The sequence below is a fragment of the Streptococcus sp. oral taxon 058 str. F0407 genome (genome assembly GCF_000235485.1).
In the GTDB taxonomy this organism is placed as follows: domain Bacteria; phylum Bacillota; class Bacilli; order Lactobacillales; family Streptococcaceae; genus Streptococcus.
Map to the genome: position 1 here is coordinate 141,116 of NZ_JH378888.1, position 18,526 is coordinate 159,641.

Annotated in this window: 20 protein-coding genes; 19 read left to right on the plus strand and 1 reads right to left on the minus strand. The window is 42.6% G+C overall.

Features of this window, described 5'->3' with window-relative positions; translation table 11 throughout:
• Positions 1 to 32: 32 nt before the first annotated feature.
• The 7 genes from HMPREF9184_RS05190 (at position 33) to deoD (ending at position 6,629) form a co-directional block, all read left to right on the plus strand.
• A complete protein-coding gene (locus HMPREF9184_RS05190) occupies positions 33 to 962 on the plus strand; it encodes a peptidase U32 family protein (protein WP_000411179.1) in 930 nt (309 codons plus the stop codon).
• 104 nt (positions 963 to 1,066) lie between these two features.
• Positions 1,067 to 1,750: a ribose-5-phosphate isomerase RpiA gene (gene rpiA, locus HMPREF9184_RS05195; protein ID WP_000429266.1), complete on the plus strand. Its 684-nt coding sequence runs from the start codon at positions 1,067 to 1,069 to the stop codon at positions 1,748 to 1,750.
• Positions 1,751 to 1,764: 14 nt separating this feature from the next.
• Positions 1,765 to 2,976, plus strand: a complete 1,212-nt coding sequence (locus HMPREF9184_RS05200) for a phosphopentomutase (protein ID WP_000033128.1) — start codon at positions 1,765 to 1,767, stop codon at positions 2,974 to 2,976.
• A 1-nt stretch (position 2,977) separates the two neighbouring features.
• Positions 2,978 to 3,538 carry a DUF1697 domain-containing protein gene (locus tag HMPREF9184_RS05205; protein WP_000199123.1) on the plus strand — a complete coding sequence of 187 codons (561 nt, stop codon included), beginning with the start codon at positions 2,978 to 2,980 and terminating at the stop codon, positions 3,536 to 3,538.
• On the plus strand, positions 3,535 to 4,344 hold the full coding sequence (locus HMPREF9184_RS05210; protein ID WP_000143371.1) for a purine-nucleoside phosphorylase: 810 nt from the start codon (positions 3,535 to 3,537) through the stop codon (positions 4,342 to 4,344). Before HMPREF9184_RS05205 ends, HMPREF9184_RS05210 begins: the two co-directional genes overlap by 4 nt.
• Before the next feature lie 2 nt (positions 4,345 to 4,346).
• Positions 4,347 to 5,630 (plus strand): chloride channel protein, encoded by a 1,284-nt coding sequence (locus HMPREF9184_RS05215; RefSeq protein ID WP_000910271.1) that lies wholly within the window; start codon positions 4,347 to 4,349, stop codon positions 5,628 to 5,630.
• Positions 5,631 to 5,918: 288 nt separating this feature from the next.
• Positions 5,919 to 6,629, plus strand: coding sequence for a purine-nucleoside phosphorylase (gene deoD, locus HMPREF9184_RS05220; RefSeq protein WP_000022079.1), 711 nt, complete (start codon positions 5,919 to 5,921; stop codon positions 6,627 to 6,629).
• A gap of 33 nt (positions 6,630 to 6,662) precedes the next feature.
• Here the strand turns inward: deoD and pavA are convergent, their stop codons facing one another.
• Positions 6,663 to 8,318, minus strand: coding sequence for an Rqc2 family fibronectin-binding protein PavA (pavA, locus tag HMPREF9184_RS05225; protein ID WP_000006756.1), 1,656 nt, complete (start codon positions 8,316 to 8,318; stop codon positions 6,663 to 6,665).
• Positions 8,319 to 8,422: 104 nt separating this feature from the next.
• Between pavA and ybeY the strand changes: the two genes are divergently transcribed.
• From ybeY to HMPREF9184_RS05285, 12 genes are all read left to right on the plus strand, one after another.
• Positions 8,423 to 8,920: an rRNA maturation RNase YbeY gene (gene ybeY, locus HMPREF9184_RS05230; RefSeq protein ID WP_000275165.1), complete on the plus strand. Its 498-nt coding sequence runs from the start codon at positions 8,423 to 8,425 to the stop codon at positions 8,918 to 8,920.
• Positions 8,901 to 9,296, plus strand: coding sequence for a diacylglycerol kinase family protein (locus tag HMPREF9184_RS05235; RefSeq protein ID WP_000378185.1), 396 nt, complete (start codon positions 8,901 to 8,903; stop codon positions 9,294 to 9,296). Before ybeY ends, HMPREF9184_RS05235 begins: the two co-directional genes overlap by 20 nt.
• A gap of 16 nt (positions 9,297 to 9,312) precedes the next feature.
• Positions 9,313 to 10,212 (plus strand): GTPase Era, encoded by a 900-nt coding sequence (era, locus tag HMPREF9184_RS05240; protein WP_000143276.1) that lies wholly within the window; start codon positions 9,313 to 9,315, stop codon positions 10,210 to 10,212.
• Positions 10,213 to 10,260: 48 nt separating this feature from the next.
• Positions 10,261 to 11,085, plus strand: coding sequence for a DNA-formamidopyrimidine glycosylase (gene mutM, locus HMPREF9184_RS05245; protein WP_001114623.1), 825 nt, complete (start codon positions 10,261 to 10,263; stop codon positions 11,083 to 11,085).
• Positions 11,085 to 11,690 carry a dephospho-CoA kinase gene (coaE, locus tag HMPREF9184_RS05250; protein ID WP_000516213.1) on the plus strand — a complete coding sequence of 202 codons (606 nt, stop codon included), beginning with the start codon at positions 11,085 to 11,087 and terminating at the stop codon, positions 11,688 to 11,690. The genes mutM and coaE overlap by 1 nt, the downstream gene beginning before the upstream one ends.
• Complete coding sequence (locus tag HMPREF9184_RS05255; RefSeq protein ID WP_033585981.1) at positions 11,677 to 12,876, plus strand: multidrug efflux MFS transporter; 1,200 nt, start codon at positions 11,677 to 11,679, stop codon at positions 12,874 to 12,876. The genes coaE and HMPREF9184_RS05255 overlap by 14 nt, the downstream gene beginning before the upstream one ends.
• Entirely contained in the window at positions 12,876 to 13,025 is a 150-nt protein-coding gene (gene rpmG / locus HMPREF9184_RS05260) for a 50S ribosomal protein L33 (RefSeq protein WP_007519517.1), read from the plus strand. The genes HMPREF9184_RS05255 and rpmG overlap by 1 nt, the downstream gene beginning before the upstream one ends.
• A 39-nt stretch (positions 13,026 to 13,064) precedes the next feature.
• Complete coding sequence (gene secG, locus HMPREF9184_RS05265; protein ID WP_000282517.1) at positions 13,065 to 13,298, plus strand: preprotein translocase subunit SecG; 234 nt, start codon at positions 13,065 to 13,067, stop codon at positions 13,296 to 13,298.
• 203 nt (positions 13,299 to 13,501) lie between these two features.
• Positions 13,502 to 15,856: a ribonuclease R gene (rnr, locus tag HMPREF9184_RS05270; protein ID WP_000654929.1), complete on the plus strand. Its 2,355-nt coding sequence runs from the start codon at positions 13,502 to 13,504 to the stop codon at positions 15,854 to 15,856.
• A complete protein-coding gene (gene smpB / locus HMPREF9184_RS05275) occupies positions 15,819 to 16,286 on the plus strand; it encodes an SsrA-binding protein SmpB (protein WP_001051739.1) in 468 nt (155 codons plus the stop codon). Before rnr ends, smpB begins: the two co-directional genes overlap by 38 nt.
• Positions 16,287 to 16,301: 15 nt before the next feature.
• The gene (gene tehB, locus HMPREF9184_RS05280; RefSeq protein WP_000413072.1) at positions 16,302 to 17,162 is read left to right on the plus strand and encodes an SAM-dependent methyltransferase TehB; all 861 of its coding nucleotides are present in this window, start codon (positions 16,302 to 16,304) and stop codon (positions 17,160 to 17,162) included.
• A gap of 171 nt (positions 17,163 to 17,333) precedes the next feature.
• On the plus strand, positions 17,334 to 18,482 hold the full coding sequence (locus HMPREF9184_RS05285) for a DUF1887 family protein (RefSeq protein ID WP_000157675.1): 1,149 nt from the start codon (positions 17,334 to 17,336) through the stop codon (positions 18,480 to 18,482).
• Positions 18,483 to 18,526: the final 44 nt, after the last annotated feature.

Consider the following 18,526-nt stretch of genomic DNA (forward strand, 5'->3'; position numbering starts at 1 on the left):
TGATTTTTGAGAAATGTGGTATAATTTTTCTTATGGAAAAGATTATCATTACAGCAACTGCTGAAAGTATTGAACAAGTTGAACAACTACTCGAAGCTGGCGTAGACCGTATCTATGTCGGTGAGAAAGATTTTGGCCTTCGTCTGCCAACGACCTTTAGTTATGAAGAGTTGCGCACCATCGCTAAACTGGTTCATGATGCGGGTAAGGAATTGATCGTTGCAGTCAACGCCCTTATGCACCAAGATATGATGGACCGTATCAAGCCCTTCCTAGACTTCTTGGAAGAAATCAAGACAGACTATATTACAGTAGGAGATGCAGGTGTTTTTTATGTGGTCAACCGTGATGGCTATTTCTTTAAGACTATCTACGATGCTTCAACTATGGTGACAAGCAGTCGTCAGATTAACTTCTGGGGCCAAAAGGCAGGAGCTTCTGAGGCGGTCTTGGCGCGTGAAATTCCATCTGCTGAACTCTTTAAGATGCCTGAGATTTTGGAAATTCCTGCTGAAGTGTTGGTTTATGGGGCTAGTGTCATTCACCATTCTAAGCGTCCGCTCTTACAAAACTACTATAACTTTACGCATATTGATGATGAAAAGACACGTAAGCGTGACCTCTTCTTGGCAGAACCAAGTGATCCAGAGAGCCATTATTCTATCTTTGAAGATAATCATGGTACCCATATCTTTGCCAACAATGACCTTGATTTGATGACCAAATTAACTGAATTGGTGGAGCATGGTTTTACCCATTGGAAGCTAGAAGGACTCTACACACCAGGTCAAAACTTTGTTGAGATTGCTAAACTCTTTATCCAAGCGCGTAGCTTGATCCAAGAGGGCAACTTTAGTCATGACCAAGCATTCTTGCTAGATGAAGAAGTTCGCAAGTTACACCCTAAAAACCGCTTCCTCGACACAGGATTCTATGACTACGATCCTGATATGGTTAAATAGGACACAAAAACCCGAAATAAAAATGTTCGGGTTTTCAAGTGTATTCATGAAATAAAAACGGATACATGTTATAATAAAAGTAGCTCTTTAATGGAGGTGTTTGAGTGGAAAATCTGAAGAAAATGGCAGGTATCAAGGCTGCTGAGTTTGTCAAGGATGGCATGGTTGTCGGACTGGGAACGGGTTCTACTGCCTACTATTTCGTAGAAGAAATAGGTCGTCGGATTAAGGAAGAAGGATTGCAGATTACAGCTGTAACGACTTCTAGTGTGACCAGTAAACAGGCAGAAGGACTCAATATTCCGCTCAAGTCTATTGACCAAGTAGACTTTGTCGATCTGACAGTCGATGGAGCAGATGAAGTGGATAGCCAGTTTAATGGAATCAAAGGTGGTGGGGGCGCCCTTCTCATGGAAAAGGTTGTCGCAACTCCATCTAAAGAATATATCTGGGTTGTTGATGAAAGCAAACTGGTAGAAAAACTAGGTGCTTTTAAATTGCCTGTGGAAGTGGTTCAGTATGGCGCAGAACAGGTCTTTCGTCGTTTTGAGCGAGCTGGCTATAAGCCACATTTCCGTGAAAAAGACGGTCAACGTTTTGTGACAGATATGCAGAATTTTATCATTGACCTTGCCTTGGATGTCATCGAAGATCCAATTGCATTTGGGCAAGAGTTAGATCATGTCGTTGGTGTCGTCGAGCATGGTTTATTCAACCAAATGGTGGATAAGGTCATCGTAGCGGGACGGGATGGCGTTCAAATTTTAACTTCAACAAAAGCAAAATAATAAGGAGACAGACTATGTCAAAATTTAATCGTATTCACTTGGTGGTACTGGATTCTGTAGGGATTGGTGCTGCACCAGATGCTAATAACTTTGTCAATGCAGGGGTTCCAGATGGAGCTTCTGATACACTGGGACACATTTCCAAAACAGTTGGTTTGAATGTTCCAAACATGGCTAAAATCGGTCTAGGAAATATTCCTCGTGAAACGCCTTTGAAGACTGTACCATCAGAAAGCAATCCAACTGGATATGCAACAAAATTGGAAGAAGTATCGCGTGGTAAAGACACCATGACTGGACACTGGGAAATCATGGGACTTAACATTACGGAACCTTTCGATACTTTCTGGAATGGATTCCCGGAAGAAATCTTGACGAAAATCGAAGAATTCTCAGGACGCAAGGTCATTCGTGAAGCCAATAAACCGTACTCAGGAACAGCTGTTATCGATGACTTTGGCCCACGTCAGATGGAAACTGGCGAGTTGATTATCTATACTTCAGCTGACCCTGTCTTGCAAATCGCTGCCCACGAAGACATCATTTCTTTGGATGAACTTTACCGTATCTGTGAATACGCTCGTTCGATTACCCTTGAACGTCCAGCCCTTCTAGGACGTATCATTGCTCGTCCTTATGTAGGTGAGCCAGGTAATTTCACTCGTACAGCTAACCGTCGTGACTTGGCTGTATCTCCATTTGCACCGACTGTTCTCGATAAACTCAATGAAGCTGGTATCGATACGTACGCTGTTGGTAAAATCAACGATATCTTTAACGGTGCAGGAATCAATCATGACATGGGACACAACAAGTCAAACAGCCATGGAATTGATACACTATTGACGACTATGGGTCTTGCTGAGTTTGAAAAAGGATTCTCATTTACAAACTTGGTAGACTTTGATGCCCTTTACGGTCACCGCCGCAATGCTCATGGTTACCGTGATTGCTTGCATGAGTTCGATGAACGCTTGCCTGAAATTATCGCAGCCATGAGAGAGAATGACCTTCTCTTGATCACTGCGGACCATGGAAATGACCCAACTTATGCAGGAACAGACCACACTCGTGAATACATTCCACTTTTGGCTTACAGTCCTGCCTTTAAAGGAAATGGTTTGATTCCAGTTGGACATTTTGCAGATATCTCAGCAACAGTTGCGGATAACTTTGGTGTTGAAACAGCCATGATTGGGGAAAGTTTCTTAGATAAATTGGTATAAGATGACGCGATATGCTTTACTTGTTCGGGGTATTAATGTCGGTGGGAAAAATAAGGTTGTCATGGCGCAACTTCGTCAAGAATTGACAGAGTTGGGACTGGAAAAGGTTGAAACCTACATCAACAGTGGCAACATTTTCTTTACTTCGACAACTCCCAAAGCCCGATTGGTTGAAAAGTTAGAAGCTTTCTTTGAAGTCCATTATCCATTTATTCAGAGCTTTTCTTTGCTGAGTCTAGAGGACTTTGAGGCGGAGCTTGAAAATCTGCCAGATTGGTGGACCAAAGATTTGGCTCGAAAAGATGTGCTCTTCTACACGGAGGGCTTGGATGTGGATCAAGTCATCGAGAAAGTGAACAGTTTGGAACTGGAAGATGAAGTGGTTCATTTTGGAAGACTTGGGATTTTCTGGGGGAAATTCTCTGAAGAATCCTACTATGCAACTGCCTATCACAAGTACTTGCTCAAGATGCCTTTTTATCGCAACATCACCATTCGCAATGCAAAAACCTTTGACAAAATCGGTCAAATGCTAAAAAATAATAAAGGAGACACACAATGACATTTTTAGATAAGATCAATGAAACAGCTGCCTTCCTGAAAGACAAGGGAATCCAAGCACCTGAGTTCGGTCTAATCCTTGGATCAGGACTTGGAGAATTGGCAGAAGAAATCAAAAATCCAGTTGTAGTAGACTATGCTGAGATTCCAAACTGGGGCCGTTCAACAGTAGTTGGTCACGCTGGTAAATTGGTATATGGAGAACTTTCTGGTCGCAAGGTCTTGGCTCTTCAAGGTCGTTTCCATTTCTACGAAGGAAACCCTCTGGAAGTTGTGACCTTCCCTGTACGTGTCATGAAAGTTCTCGGCTGTGAAGGTGTCATTGTTACCAATGCTGCAGGAGGTATCGGCTACGGTCCTGGTACCTTGATGGCTATCTCAGACCATATCAATATGACAGGTCAAAACCCATTGATGGGTGAAAACTTGGATGATTTTGGTCCTCGTTTCCCAGATATGTCTAAGGCCTACACACCAGAATACCGTGCTACTGCCCATGAAGTGGCTAAGAAACTTGGAATTAAGCTTGATGAAGGTGTCTATATCGGTGTAACTGGTCCAACTTATGAAACACCTGCAGAAATTCGTGCCTATAAGACACTGGGAGCAGATGCTGTTGGTATGTCTACGGTTCCTGAAGTTATTGTGGCAGCCCACTCAGGTTTGAAAGTTCTAGGAATTTCATGTATCACTAACCATGCTGCTGGTTTCCAAGAAGAACTCAACCACGAAGAAGTTGTAGAAGTGACTGAACGTGTCAAAGGCGACTTTAAGGGCTTGCTGAAAGCGATTCTTGCTGAATTGTAATCATGTTAAAAGACTTGAGTAGATTTTTTCGAAAGATTCCTTATAATTTTAGATTATTCCTAGCAGTAATTCTACAAGGTATAGTTTCGGGTTTATCTGGTATATTTCTCCATTATCTTTTAGAGATGGTAGAGAGTTTAGCTTTTGGTCAGTCAGAGCATCATACTGGATTTTTGACAGATGGAGTTTCCTCGTCGCGGATAGGATTAAGTTTAATAATCGTGGGTCTTAGCTCGTCCTTTGTCTGGTATTTCTTACAAAAGAAATCGCAGATTTTTTCCATAAAAGCACAGATGAAGGATGATATTTCACAATGCAAGCTTCATTTTTTTAAACAGCTATTTCATTCAATTTGGCAGATCATTGTAGTTGGAGGGGGAGCACCTATCGGTAAAGAAGCTGCGCCACGAGAGATTGGGACTCTATTTGCAAGACCAATTGGAAAAATATGTTTTCTATCTAAGAAGGATCAAATCTTTCTCCTTGCTTGTGGTGCTGGTGCTGGTTTAGCGGCTGTTTATCAGGTTCCATTAACAAGTGTCTTCTTTGTTTTTGAAACCCTAGGAATTGCTCTATCTCTTAAGCGATTTCTCTTAGTCGGTTTGACTACCTATGTCTCAACCTATACAGCAGGCTTTGTTATTTCAGATCATGCTCTTTACCAGATTCCAGCCATCACATGGTCATTAAAGGAAATGTGGATTATTCCCTTATTACTTCTTTTCTTAACCCCACTAGCTTGGCTCTTTGGTCGCTTAAGTAAAGAAGTGTCTTCAAACAGGATAAAAGATAAACGAATACTTCTCACATTACCCTCAGCTTTTCTTTTTCTTGTTGGACTGGCAAGTTATTTTCCGCATCTACTTGGAAATGGACGTATGATGGCTCAGGAAGTATTGAATGGTAGCAATGGAAAAACAGTACTCATCTTGTTTATCCTAAAAGCATTGGTCGTTCTTATTACTCTTTGTGCAGGGGCCTATGGTGGCACACTTACGCCATCTTTTGCCTTGGGGATAGCTGGAGCCGCCCTCTTTGACATAATTCTAGGTGGGGATAACCAGCCAACCATTTTGCTTTTAGGATCTGTTTGCTTTTTGTCAGTGACCTTGAGGGCACCTTGGTCTGCAACTGGATTAGTAATAGGCTTCACTGGGATTGGTTTAGACTCTCTTCCGTATCTCTTAGTAACATCTTTCCTAGCTTATGGCTTTGCAAAATTGTTAGACCGCTTTCCTTGGGCTAGCATACTGTATAAGATGTCAAAGAATAGAGTAATAAGGTAAGGAAGACCCGTTTCTTCTAGTCAAGGATTTAACTTAAAAGATTAAAAAGTACTCTCAATTTATTAATAATTGTCTTAAATAAGAATGAGGTAGGCTCATAGGAGTCTTGATTGAATCCGATTTTTTCTAGCTATAAAATATAAAAATAAAAAAGAAAGGTAGAGTATGTGTTCTAATTTGAACACGAGCGGAAAACTTGGAAAATAGATAATCTGACTGAGAAATCAGGATTTCTCGTCAGATTCCTAATTTTCAGTCGTTTTCTTCTCGCTCTTTGTATCATAAATTATGTCTATCCATATTGCTGCTAAGCAGGGTGAAATTGCTGATAAAATTCTTCTTCCTGGAGATCCTCTTCGTGCTAAGTTTATTGCGGAGAACTTCCTTGAAGATGCTGTTTGTTTTAATGAAGTGCGTAACATGTTTGGCTACACTGGTACTTACAAAGGTCACCGTGTATCAGTCATGGGAACTGGGATGGGAATGCCGTCTATTTCCATCTATGCGCGTGAGTTGATTGTTGACTACGGTGTGAAAAAATTGATCCGTGTAGGAACTGCAGGTTCTTTGAATGAAGATGTTCACGTTCGTGAATTGGTTTTGGCGCAAGCAGCTGCGACTAACTCAAACATCATCCGCAATGACTGGCCACAGTATGATTTCCCACAAATCGCTAGCTTTGATTTGCTAGATAAGGCCTACCATATCGCCAAAGAACTTGGTATGACAACTCACGTTGGGAACGTTTTGTCATCTGATGTCTTTTACTCAAACTACTTTGAAAAGAATATCGAGCTTGGTAAATGGGGAGTCAAGGCTGTGGAAATGGAAGCAGCAGCCCTTTACTATCTGGCAGCTCAACACCATGTGGATGCGCTAGCTATCATAACCATTTCTGATAGCTTGGTCAATCCAGACGAAGACACCACTGCAGAAGAACGCCAAAATACCTTCACCGATATGATGAAGGTTGGATTGGAAACCTTGATTGCAGAGTAAATTTGTAATAGAAAATCCTGATCTCAAGTGAAATCAGGATTTTTTCATGGATGCGATTTTTTCTGGGTCTGGTGTGACACGGAGGGTCTTTTGTCCTGTATAGGTCACAAAGCCGGGTTTGCCACCGGTTGGTTTGTTGAGTTTCTTGACTTCAATCATATCCACTTGCACGAGATTTGACAAGCGTCCTTTGGAGAAGTAGGCAGCCAGTTCGGCCGCATCTGTCTTCACTTCGTCAGAAGGATTGAGATTGCCTGAGATGACGACGTGGCTTCCAGGGATGTCCTTGGCATGGAACCAAAGTTCATCCTTGCGGGCCATTTTAAAGGTTAGCTCTTCATTTTGCAGATTGTTTCGACCGACATAGATGATGGTTTTCCCGTCACTAGCCAGATACTGTTCTGGTTTTTTGCGTTTCTGGATTTTCTCGCGTTGGCGTCTTCTAATGAAGCCTGTTTGGATCAATTCTTCACGGATTTCAGCGATTTCTTCCAGTCCAGCTTGGTTGAGCACAGTCTCCACACTTTCCAGATAGAGAATTGTTGCCTTGGTTTCTTCAATCAGCTCAGTCAAGTATTTGACAGCTTCTTTGAGTTTCTGATAACGTTTGAAATAGCGTTGGGCATTCTGGCTGGGAGTCAAGGCCTTATCAAGCGCAATGGTGATAGGTTGGTTGGTGTAGTAGTTGTCTAGGATAACCTGATCTTGGTCGTTAGGCACTTGATGAAGGAAAGTTGTCAACAATTCCCCTTTTTGGCGAAATTCCTCAGCATTGTCTGTCGCTAGTAACTCTTTTTCTTGTTTTTTCAGCTTATGTCGATTTTTCTGAAGTTCATTTTCAACACGTCGAATGAGTTCACTGGCTTGCTGTTTGACGCGGTCCCGTTCAGCCTTGTCCTTATAGTAGGTGTCCAGCAAGTCAGAAAGGCTGGCAAAAGGCTCTCCTACACGATTCGCAAAAGGAACTGGATTGAAGGAAGTCTCTGTTAAGCATGGCTTGGTTTCTTGACTGAAAAAGTTACGGAAAGTGGATAGTTTGTCACTAACCAATAGACTTTCCAGTTCGTTTGCCGTATCACGACCTAAACCTTGAAAGAGGCTTTGAATATTTTTTGCTGTTAGTTCCTGTGTTTGCAGGATTTCAAAGAGCTTTTCATCCTTGACAGTAAAAGGATTGAGAGACTCGGTACTTGGTGGAGCGATATAGGTCGAACCTGGAAGTAAGGTGCGGTAGCTATTTTGTGAAAAGCCAACGTGTTTGATGACTTCGAGGATTTTATGGCTACTTTTATCCACGAGGAGAATATTGCTGTGTTTGCCCATAATCTCGATAATCAAGGCAGCCTGAATATGATCCCCAATCTCATTTTTATTGGAAACTGTGATTTCCACGATACGGTCATTTTCGACTTGCTCAATCGACTCAATCAGGGCACCCTGCAAATACTTTCTCAAAACCATGATAAAAGTAGAAGGTTGGGCTGGATTTTCAAAAGTCGTTTGGGTTAGCTGGATGCGCCCAAAAACGGGATGGGCAGAGAGGAGCAGGCGATGGCTTTGGCGATTGCTGCGGATTTGCAAGACCAACTCTTGTTCAAAAGGCTGATTGATTTTTTGGATGCGACCATTGACTAACTCGCTTCGCAATTCCTCAACCATGTGGTGTAAAAAAAATCCGTCAAATGACATCGTTCTCTCCTTGTGATTGTATTCCATAGTATTATATCAAAAAGGTAGAATAAAATCATGGAAATGTGGTATAATAAAGCCAAGTAAAGAGAATCGAGAAGTACATGTATATTGAAATGGTAGATGAAACTGGTCAAGTTTCACAAGAAATCTTGCACCAAACCCAAGAAATTTTGGAATTTGCAGCCCAAAAAATAGGAAAAGAAGACAAGGAGATGGCAGTTACTTTTGTGACCAACGAGCGTAGCCACGAACTCAATCTGGAGTACCGTGATACCGATCGTCCGACAGATGTCATCAGCCTTGAGTATAAGCCAGAGTTGGACATTGCCTTTGACGAAGAGGATTTGCTTGAAAATCCTGAATTGGCAGAGATGATGTCTGAGTTTGATGCCTACATTGGGGAGCTTTTCATCTCTATCGATAAAGCGCATGAGCAGGCTGAGGAATATGGTCACAGCTTTGAGCGAGAGATGGGATTCTTGGCAGTACACGGCTTTTTACACATTAACGGCTACGATCACTACACTCCGGAAGAAGAAGCGGAGATGTTCGGTTTACAAGAAGAAATTTTGACAGCCTATGGACTCACAAGACAATAAACGAAAATGGAAAAATCGTGACCTGGTATCTAGTTTAGAATTTGCTCTTACAGGAATTCTGACTGCTATCAAGGAAGAACGCAATATGCGAAAACATGCAGTGACGGCTCTAGTAGTTATCCTTGCAGGTTTTGTTTTTCAGGTGTCACGAATCGAATGGCTCTTTCTCCTAATGAGCATTTTCTTGGTAGTAGCGTTTGAAATTATTAACTCTGCTATTGAAAATGTGGTGGATTTAGCCAGTCACTATCACTTTTCTATGTTGGCAAAGAAAGCCAAGGACATGGCAGCAGGTGCCGTTCTAGTGGTCTCTCTTTTTGCTGCAGTGACAGGTGCACTTATCTTTCTCCCACGCATTTGGGATATACTATTTTAAACACTAAGAGGAAATTATGACATTTAAATCAGGCTTTGTAGCTATTTTGGGGCGTCCCAATGTTGGGAAGTCAACATTTTTAAATCACGTCATGGGGCAAAAGATTGCCATCATGAGTGACAAGGCGCAGACAACGCGCAATAAAATCATGGGGATTTACACAACGGATAAGGAGCAAATCGTCTTTATCGATACACCGGGGATTCACAAGCCTAAGACGGCTCTTGGAGATTTCATGGTGGAATCAGCCTACAGTACCCTTCGTGAAGTGGATACTGTTCTATTCATGGTGCCAGCTGATGAGCCACGTGGTAAGGGTGACGACATGATTATCGAGCGTCTGAAAGCAGCCAAGGTTCCTGTGATTCTGGTGGTAAATAAGATTGACAAGGTTCATCCTGATCAGCTCTTGGCTCAGATTGATGACTTCCGTAATCAGATGGACTTCAAGGAAATTGTTCCTATCTCAGCCCTTCAGGGAAATAACGTTTCTCGACTAATCGATATTTTGAGTGAAAATCTAGAGGAAGGTTTCCAGTATTTCCCATCTGATCAAATCACAGACCATCCTGAGCGTTTCTTGGTTTCAGAAATGATTCGTGAGAAGGTTCTTCATTTAACGCGTGAAGAGATTCCTCACTCAGTTGCCGTAGTGGTTGACTCTATGAAACGAGACGAAGAGACAGACAAGGTTCACATCCGTGCAACCATCATGGTGGAGCGAGATAGCCAAAAAGGGATTGTCATCGGAAAAGGAGGGGCTATGCTCAAGAAAATTGGTACCATGGCCCGTCGTGATATCGAACTCATGCTAGGGGACAAGGTTTTCCTAGAAACTTGGGTCAAGGTCAAGAAAAACTGGCGTGATAAAAAGCTAGATTTGGCTGACTTTGGCTATAATGAAAAAGAATACTAAGTAGAGGTGGGCTCATGCCTGCTTCTTGTTTTTACAGAAGGAGGATTTATGCCTGAATTACCAGAGGTTGAAACGGTTCGTCGTGGCTTAGAAAAATTGATTTTGGGAAAGAAGATTTCTAGCTTAGAGATTCGCTATCCCAAGATGATTAAGACGGATTTGGAAGAGTTTCAAAAGGAACTGCCTGGTCAAGTAATTGAGTCGATGGGACGCCGTGGAAAATATCTACTTTTTTACCTGACAAAAAAGGTCTTGATTTCCCATTTGCGGATGGAGGGCAAGTACTTTTACTATCCAGACCAGGTTCCTGAACGCAAGCATGCCCATGTTTTCATTCGATTTGAAGATGGAGGTACGCTTGTTTATGAGGATGTGCGTAAGTTTGGCACCATGGAACTGCTGGCGCCCGATCTTTTGGAAGCATACTTTGTTTCTAAAAAACTAGGCCCTGAACCAGTCGAGCAGTACTTTGATTTGCAGGTCTTTCAAGTTGCTCTATCCAAGTCTAAAAAGCCTATCAAATCCCATCTCCTAGACCAGACCTTGGTAGCTGGCCTCGGTAATATCTATGTGGATGAGGTCCTCTGGCGAGCACAGGTCCATCCAGCTAGAGCTTCCCAAACTTTGACAGTAGCAGAAGCGACAGCCATTCATGACCAGACCATTGCTGTTTTGAGACAGGCTGTTGAAAAAGGCGGATCAACCATTCGAACCTATACCAATGCCTTTGGCGAAGATGGAACCATGCAGGATTTTCATCAGGTCTATGATAAGACTGGTCAAGCATGTTCATGCTGTGGCACCATCATTGAGAAATTCCAGCTTGGCGGAAGGGGAACTCATTTTTGTCCTCAGTGTCAAAGGAGGGACTGATGGGAAAAATCATCGGAATCACAGGAGGAATTGCTTCGGGTAAATCAACTGTGACAACTTATCTTCGACAGCAAGGCTTTCAAGTAGTAGATGCCGACGCAGTTGTCCACCAGCTACAAAAACCTGGCGGTCGTCTTTATCAGGTCTTAGTTCAGCATTTTGGACAGGAAATTCTCTTAAAAAATGGAGAACTCAATCGCCCTCTCCTAGCTAGCCTCATCTTTTCAAAAACTGAGGAGCGGGAATGGTCTAAGTCAACCCAAGGAGAGATTATTCGTGAAGAACTGGCAGCATTGCGAGATCGATTATCCCAGACAGAAGCGATTTTTTTCATGGATATTCCCCTGCTTTTTGAACAGGACTATGCCAACTGGTTTGATGAAACGTGGCTGGTCTATGTGGATCGAGATGTCCAATTAGAACGTTTCATGAAACGGGATCATCTTTCTAAGGAAGTCGCCGAGTCTCGTCTTTCCGCCCAGTGGTCTTTAGAAGAAAAGAAAAGCTTGGCCAGTCATGTTCTTGATAATAATGGAAATCAGGATCAACTTTTAGATCAGGTAGCTTTTCTACTTGATGGAGGTGAACATGATGACAGAGATTAGTTGGAGAGACAACCTTCGTGTCGCCTGGTTTGGTAGTTTTCTAACTGGGGCTAGTATATCCTTGGTCGTCCCTTTCATGCCTATCTTTGTGGAGCAGTTGGGAATCGAGCAGGATCAAGTTGCTTTCTATGCTGGACTAGCCATCTCAGTTTCGGCTGTTTCAGCAGCTTTGATTTCCCCTATCTGGGGTATTCTTGCTGACAAGTATGGTCGTAAACCTATGATGATTCGAGCTGGACTTGCTATGACCATCACCATGGGAGGCTTGGCATTTGTTCCAAATATCTATTGGTTAATCTTTCTTAGATTATTAAATGGTGTATTTACAGGTTTCGTACCAAATGCGACGGCTTTGATAGCCAGTCAAGTTCCTAAGGATAAGTCGGGCTATGCTTTGGGAACTTTATCAACTGGAGTAGTAGCTGGAACCCTAACGGGTCCCTTTGTGGGGGGCTTGATTGCCGAAATCTTTGGTATTCGCAATGTTTTTTTATTGGTAGGTGGCTTCTTGTTTTTAGCCGCAATCTTAACCATTTTCTTTATCAAGGAAGATTTTCAACCAGTAGCTAAGGAGAAGGCTATTCCAACAAAAGAATTATTTTCTTCTTTCAAGTATCCTAGGCTTTTAGTAAACCTATTTTTGACTAGCTTTGTCATTCAATTTTCAGCTCAATCCATTGGTCCTATCTTGGCTCTCTATGTGCGGGACTTAGGGCAATCCGAAAATCTCCTATTTGTATCAGGATTGATCGTATCTAGTATGGGATTTTCTAGTATGATGAGTGCTGGAGTGATGGGAAAACTAGGAGATAAGGTAGGAAATCATCGCCTACTACTTGTTGCCCAGTTTTATTCGGCTCTTATTTATCTTCTCTGTGCCAATGCGACTAGCCCTCTGGAGTTAGGATTTTATCGTTTTCTATTTGGTTTGGGAACGGGTGCTCTGATACCAGGTGTTAATGCATTACTTAGTAAGATGACTCCCAAAGTAGGCATTTCAAGGATTTTTGCATTTAACCAAGTCTTTTTCTACCTTGGAGGTGTTGTTGGTCCCATGACTGGTTCAGCAGTAGCAGGGCAATTCGGCTACCACTCTGTTTTTTATGCTACAGCAGCCTGTGTAGCTCTCAGTTGTTTATTCAATTTAGTTCAATTTAGATCGTTATTAAAAGTAAAGGAAATCTAGTGCGAGTAAAAATCAATCTCAAATGCTCCTCTTGTGGCAGCATGAATTATTTAACCAGTAAGAACTCCAAAACCCACCCAGATAAGATAGAAGTTTTAAAGTATTGTCCCAAGGAAAGAAAAGTAACCCTACATCTTGAATCTAAGTAGAATTTATGGTAAAATAATAGGGATTTTAAGGAGTTTGATATGTACAACCTATTATTAACCATTTTATTAGTATTATCTGTTGTGATTGTGATTGCTATTTTCATGCAACCAACCAAGAACCAATCCAGCAATGTATTTGATGCCAGCTCAGGTGATTTGTTTGAACGTAGTAAAGCGCGTGGTTTTGAAGCCGTGATGCAACGTTTGACAGGTATTTTAGTCTTTTTCTGGCTAGCCATTGCCTTAGCATTGACGGTATTATCAAGTAGATAAGAAATGGGCAGGACTAGGTCTTTGCCTCTTTTTATTTTTATACTCTTCAAAAATCAAATTCAAACCACGTCAGCGTCGGCTTGTCGTACTCAAGTACTGCCTGCGCCTAGCTTTCTAGTTTGCTCTTTGATTTTTATTGAGTATTAAATGATGTTTGAGAAGGTCTTACAGTAAAAGAAAATTAAAAAATCTAGAAAGAAAATATGAAAGATAGAATAAAAGAATATTTGCAAGAGAAGGGGCGAGTGACGGTAAATGACTTAGCTCAGGCTCTCGGAAAGGATGGATCCAAGGATTTCCGTGAGTTGATTAAAACCCTGTCTCTGATGGAAAGAAAGCACCAGATTCGATTTGGAGAAGATGGAAGTCTCACCTTGGACCAGAAGAAGAAACATGAAATTACCCTCAAAGGGATTTTTCATGCCCATAAAAATGGCTTCGGCTTTGTCAGTCTGGAAGGTGAAGAGGACGATCTTTTTGTTGGAAAAAACGATGTCAACTATGCCATTGATGGTGATACTGTTGAGGTGGTCATCAAGAAAGTTGCAGACCGTAATAAAGGAACAGCAGCCGAAGCCAAAATTATCGATATCCTAGAACACAGCCTGACAACAGTTGTCGGTCAAATCGTTCTGGATCAGGAAAAGCCCAAGTATGCTGGCTACATCCGTTCAAAAAATCAAAAAATCAGTCAATCTATTTATGTGAAGAAACCAGCTATCAAGTTGGAAGGGACAGAGGTTCTCAAGGTCTTTATCGACAAATACCCAAGTAAGAAACACGATTTCTTTGTCGCTAGTGTGCTGGACGTGGTGGGGCACTCGACAGATGCTGGGATTGATGTTCTTGAAGTCTTGGAGTCCATGGATATTGTTTCAGAATTTCCAGAGGCTGTTCTCAAGGAGGCGGAAAGTGTGCCTGATGCTCCCTCAGAAAAGGATATGGAAGGGCGTCTTGATTTGAGAGGTGAGCTTACCTTTACCATTGACGGCGCGGATGCCAAGGACTTGGACGACGCAGTTCACATCAAGCCTTTGAAAAATGGCAATATCGAGCTCGGAGTTCACATCGCGGATGTTTCCTACTATGTGACCGAGGGTTCTGCCCTTGACAAGGAAGCCCTTAACCGCGCGACTTCAGTCTATGTAACAGATCGAGTGGTTCCAATGCTTCCAGAGCGTTTGTCAAATGGCATCTGCTCTCTCAATCCTCAAGTTGACCGCCTGACCCAGTCTGCCATTATGGAAATTGATAAACATGGTCGTGTAGTCAATTACACCATCACACAGACGGTTATCAAGACTAGTTTTCGTATGACCTATAGCGCTGTTAATGATATCCTAGCTGGTGACGAGGAGAAGAGACAAGAGTTTAAGAAAATTGTTCCTAGTATCGAGTTAATGGCCAAGCTCCATGAAACTCTAGAAAGCATGCGTGAGAAACGTGGTGCCCTTAATTTTGATACCAGCGAAGCTAAGATTTTGGTGGATAAAAAAGGCAAGCCTGTGGACATTGTCCTTCGTCAACGCGGTGTTGCTGAGCGGATGATTGAGTCCTTCATGTTGATTGCCAACGAAACAGTTGCCGAGCACTTCAGCAAGCTGGATCTACCTTTTATCTATCGGATTCACGAGGAGCCCAAGGCTGAAAAAGTTCAGAAGTTTATTGATTATGCTTCCAGTTTTGGCATTCGCATTTATGGGACGGCCAGTGAGATGAGTCAGGAAGCCCTCCAAGACATCATGCGTGCTGTTGAGGGAGAGCCTTATGCGGATGTATTATCCATGATGCTTCTCCGTTCGATGCAACAGGCTCGCTATTCGGAGCACAATCACGGCCACTATGGACTTGCTGCGGACTATTATACTCACTTCACCAGTCCGATTCGCCGTTATCCAGACCTCTTGGTTCACCGGATGATTCGCGACTATGGGCGTTCCAAGGAAATAGCAGAGCATTTTGAGCAAGTGATTCCAGAGATTGCGACCCAGTCTTCCAATCGTGAGCGTCGTGCCATCGAGGCTGAGCGTGAAGTCGAAGCCATGAAAAAGGCTGAGTACATGGAAGAATTCGTGGGCGAAGAGTACGATGCGGTTGTATCCAGCATCGTCAAATTTGGTCTTTTTGTCGAATTGCCGAACACAGTTGAAGGCTTGATTCACATCACCAATCTACCTGAATTTTATCATTTCAACGAGCGTGATTTGACTCTTCGTGGAGAGAAATCAGGAACAACCTTCCGTGTAGGGCAACAGATTCGCATTCGCGTTGAAAGAGCGGATAAGATGACAGGTGAGATTGATTTCTCTTATATCCCAAGTGAGTTTGATGTCATTGAAAAGGGCTTGAAACAGGCTGGCCGCAAAGAAAGAGGGCGTAGTTCAAGTCGTCGTTCGGGTAAGAAGGAAGACAAGAAGAAACAAGGTCGTTTTAATGATAAACGCAAATCGTCTTCTAAAGACAAAAAGAAAAAGGGTAAGAAACCATTTTACAAAGAAGTAGCTAAGAAAGGAGCTAAGCATGGCAAAGGGCGAGGGAAAGGTCGTCGCACAAAATAAAAAAGCGCACCACGACTATACAATCGTAGATACACTAGAGGCAGGAATAGTCCTGACAGGAACGGAAATCAAGAGTGTACGAGCGGCTAGAATCAATCTCAAGGACGGCTTTGCCCAAGTAAAAAATGGGGAAGTTTGGCTAAGCAATGTTCATATCGCTCCTTACGAAGAGGGCAATATCTGGAATCAGGAACCAGAACGCCGTCGCAAACTCCTGCTCCATAAGAAGCAAATTCAAAAATTAGAACAAGAGACTAAAGGAACAGGAATGACTCTAGTTCCCCTCAAAGTCTATCTCAAAGATGGCTATGCTAAGCTTCTTTTAGGACTTGCCAAAGGGAAACATGACTATGATAAACGCGAATCCATCAAACGACGTGAACAAAATCGCGACATCGCGCGTGTTGTGAAAGCTGTTAACCAGCGATAAAAAGAGGAAAAGAAAATGGAAAAATTAATCGCCTATAAACGCATGCCCTTGTGGAATAAACAGACCATGCCAGAAATTGTCCAGCAGAAGCACAATACCAAAGTGGGTACTTGGGGCAAGATTACAGTTGTAAAAGGAGCACTCAAGTTTATTGAGTTGACGGAAGAAGGTCAAGTTCTAGCTGAACACCTTTTCCAAGCAGGGACCGACAATCCCATGGCGCAGCCGCAAGCCTGGCATCGAGTAGAGGCAGCCACAGATGATGTAGAATGGTATTTGGAGTTTTATTGTAGGCCTGAGGATTACTTTTCTAAGAAGTACCAGACCAATCCAGTCCATTCAGAGGTCCTAGAGGCCCTGCAGACGGTAAAACCTGGAAGAGCCTTGGACTTGGGTTGTGGTCAAGGCCGTAACGCTCTCTTCTTAGCACAACAAGGTTTTGATGTTACAGCTGTGGATCAAAATGAACTATCTCTGGAAATCTTGCAAAGCATCGTAGAGCAAGAGGATCTAGACATGCCTGTTGGGCTTTATAATATCAATTCAGCCAGCATTAGTCAAGTCTATGATTTTATCGTATCGACAGTTGTTCTCATGTTTCTTCAAGCGGACCGTATTCCAGCTATCATCCAAAATATGCAGGAGCAAACTAGTGTTGGGGGCTACAACCTCATCGTCTGTGCTATGGACACGGAGGATTATCCTTGCTCGGTTAATTTCCCATTCACCTTTAAAGAAGGGGAATTAGCTGACTATTACAAGGATTGGGAGTTGGTCAAGTACAATGAAAATCCAGGACATCTGCACCGCCGTGATGAAAATGGCAATCGCATTCAACTCCGATTTGCAACCATGCTAGCCAAAAAAGTCAAGTAAATCAAATCTTTACAAGCGAATAGAAACCACTTTGCAAGGTTTCTATTCGTTTTTATTTGTGGCGGCGGATTGGGACAAGCTTAATTTTATGCTATACTAGAAGTAGGAAATGTGAGCAGTAGAGCTGTATTGCTCTCGGCGCAAGAAAGTGTAGATGATGGAGGTGGTCCAATGGCGAGTCTTTTGGTGGAATTGTATGATCGGCATGTATTGGAAAAGAATGTCTACCAAGCCTTTATCAGTGATTGTGACGAGATTCTCTTCCTTTCTTTGACGAAAATAAGCAATAACGATAAACTTTCACTGCGCCACTTTATCACGGATGAAGTTCCCCATATCCAACGAGTGACCTTTCGTCAGCTGTCTTTAGAACAACTAGCGAACCAGTTAGATTATTGCCTAGCGGGCTATGATCAAGTCCTTCTCGATGTTTTTGGTGGAGATTCACTACTGGCCTTATCCCTCTATCAATACGGCTTGGATCGCCACCTTCCCATCGTTGCCATGGATGTCGAGCGGGGCAAACAATACAAGTGGGCAGCTGGCCAGTTGGAAAAAGAAGATTTGGACATTCCAACCCTAAGCATCCAACAGTTGATAGCCTTGCGTGGTGGAAAAATGCTCAAATCAAAACGCCCCATCCACTCAGTTGAGCAAATTGCGGCCGTTAAAAAACTAGCCAGCTCGGCTATTTCCAATCCCGCCCACTGGTACCAAGTAACCCAATTTTTCTCTCTAGCTAAGACCAATGATCTTCATGCTGAAACCGAAAAGATACTGGAAAACAACGGCAAGTATTACCTCTATCCAGAATCCATCACCCCCTTACTAGTGGAAGCGGGGATGCTTCGTATTGAAAGCGAGGACAAGGAGCGAATAAGCTACAGCTTTCCAAATCAAGAAGCCCAAGTTTTTTGTCGCAACAAGGGGCACATTTTAGAGGTATATCTCTACCTCTTGGCGCTCGAATCTCACCTGTTTGATGAATGTATGATAGGTGGTGAAATTGATTGGAATGGCATCTTTCCAGAGGCGGATAATGTTCAAAATGAGATTGATGTTATTCTGAGAAAGGGGCGCTCGATTACCTTTATCTCCTGCAAGATGACAGATTTATCAGTTGAAGCTATCAATGAGCTAGAAGTCTATGCCAATCATTTTGCTGGGGAGAGCTGTCTCAAGTTGATTGTTTGCACGGGAAAAATCAATCCCGTTTATGCCAATCGTTGTCAGGAATACGGTGTCCTCGTCATTAAAAGCGAGCAGATACCCAATCTCATTCCCATGCTAAAAAAATACTCTAAGAGGTTTAAAAGGTAGAAAAGCAATATGAAAGACTGGAATTCCGGTCTTTTTTTCTTCTT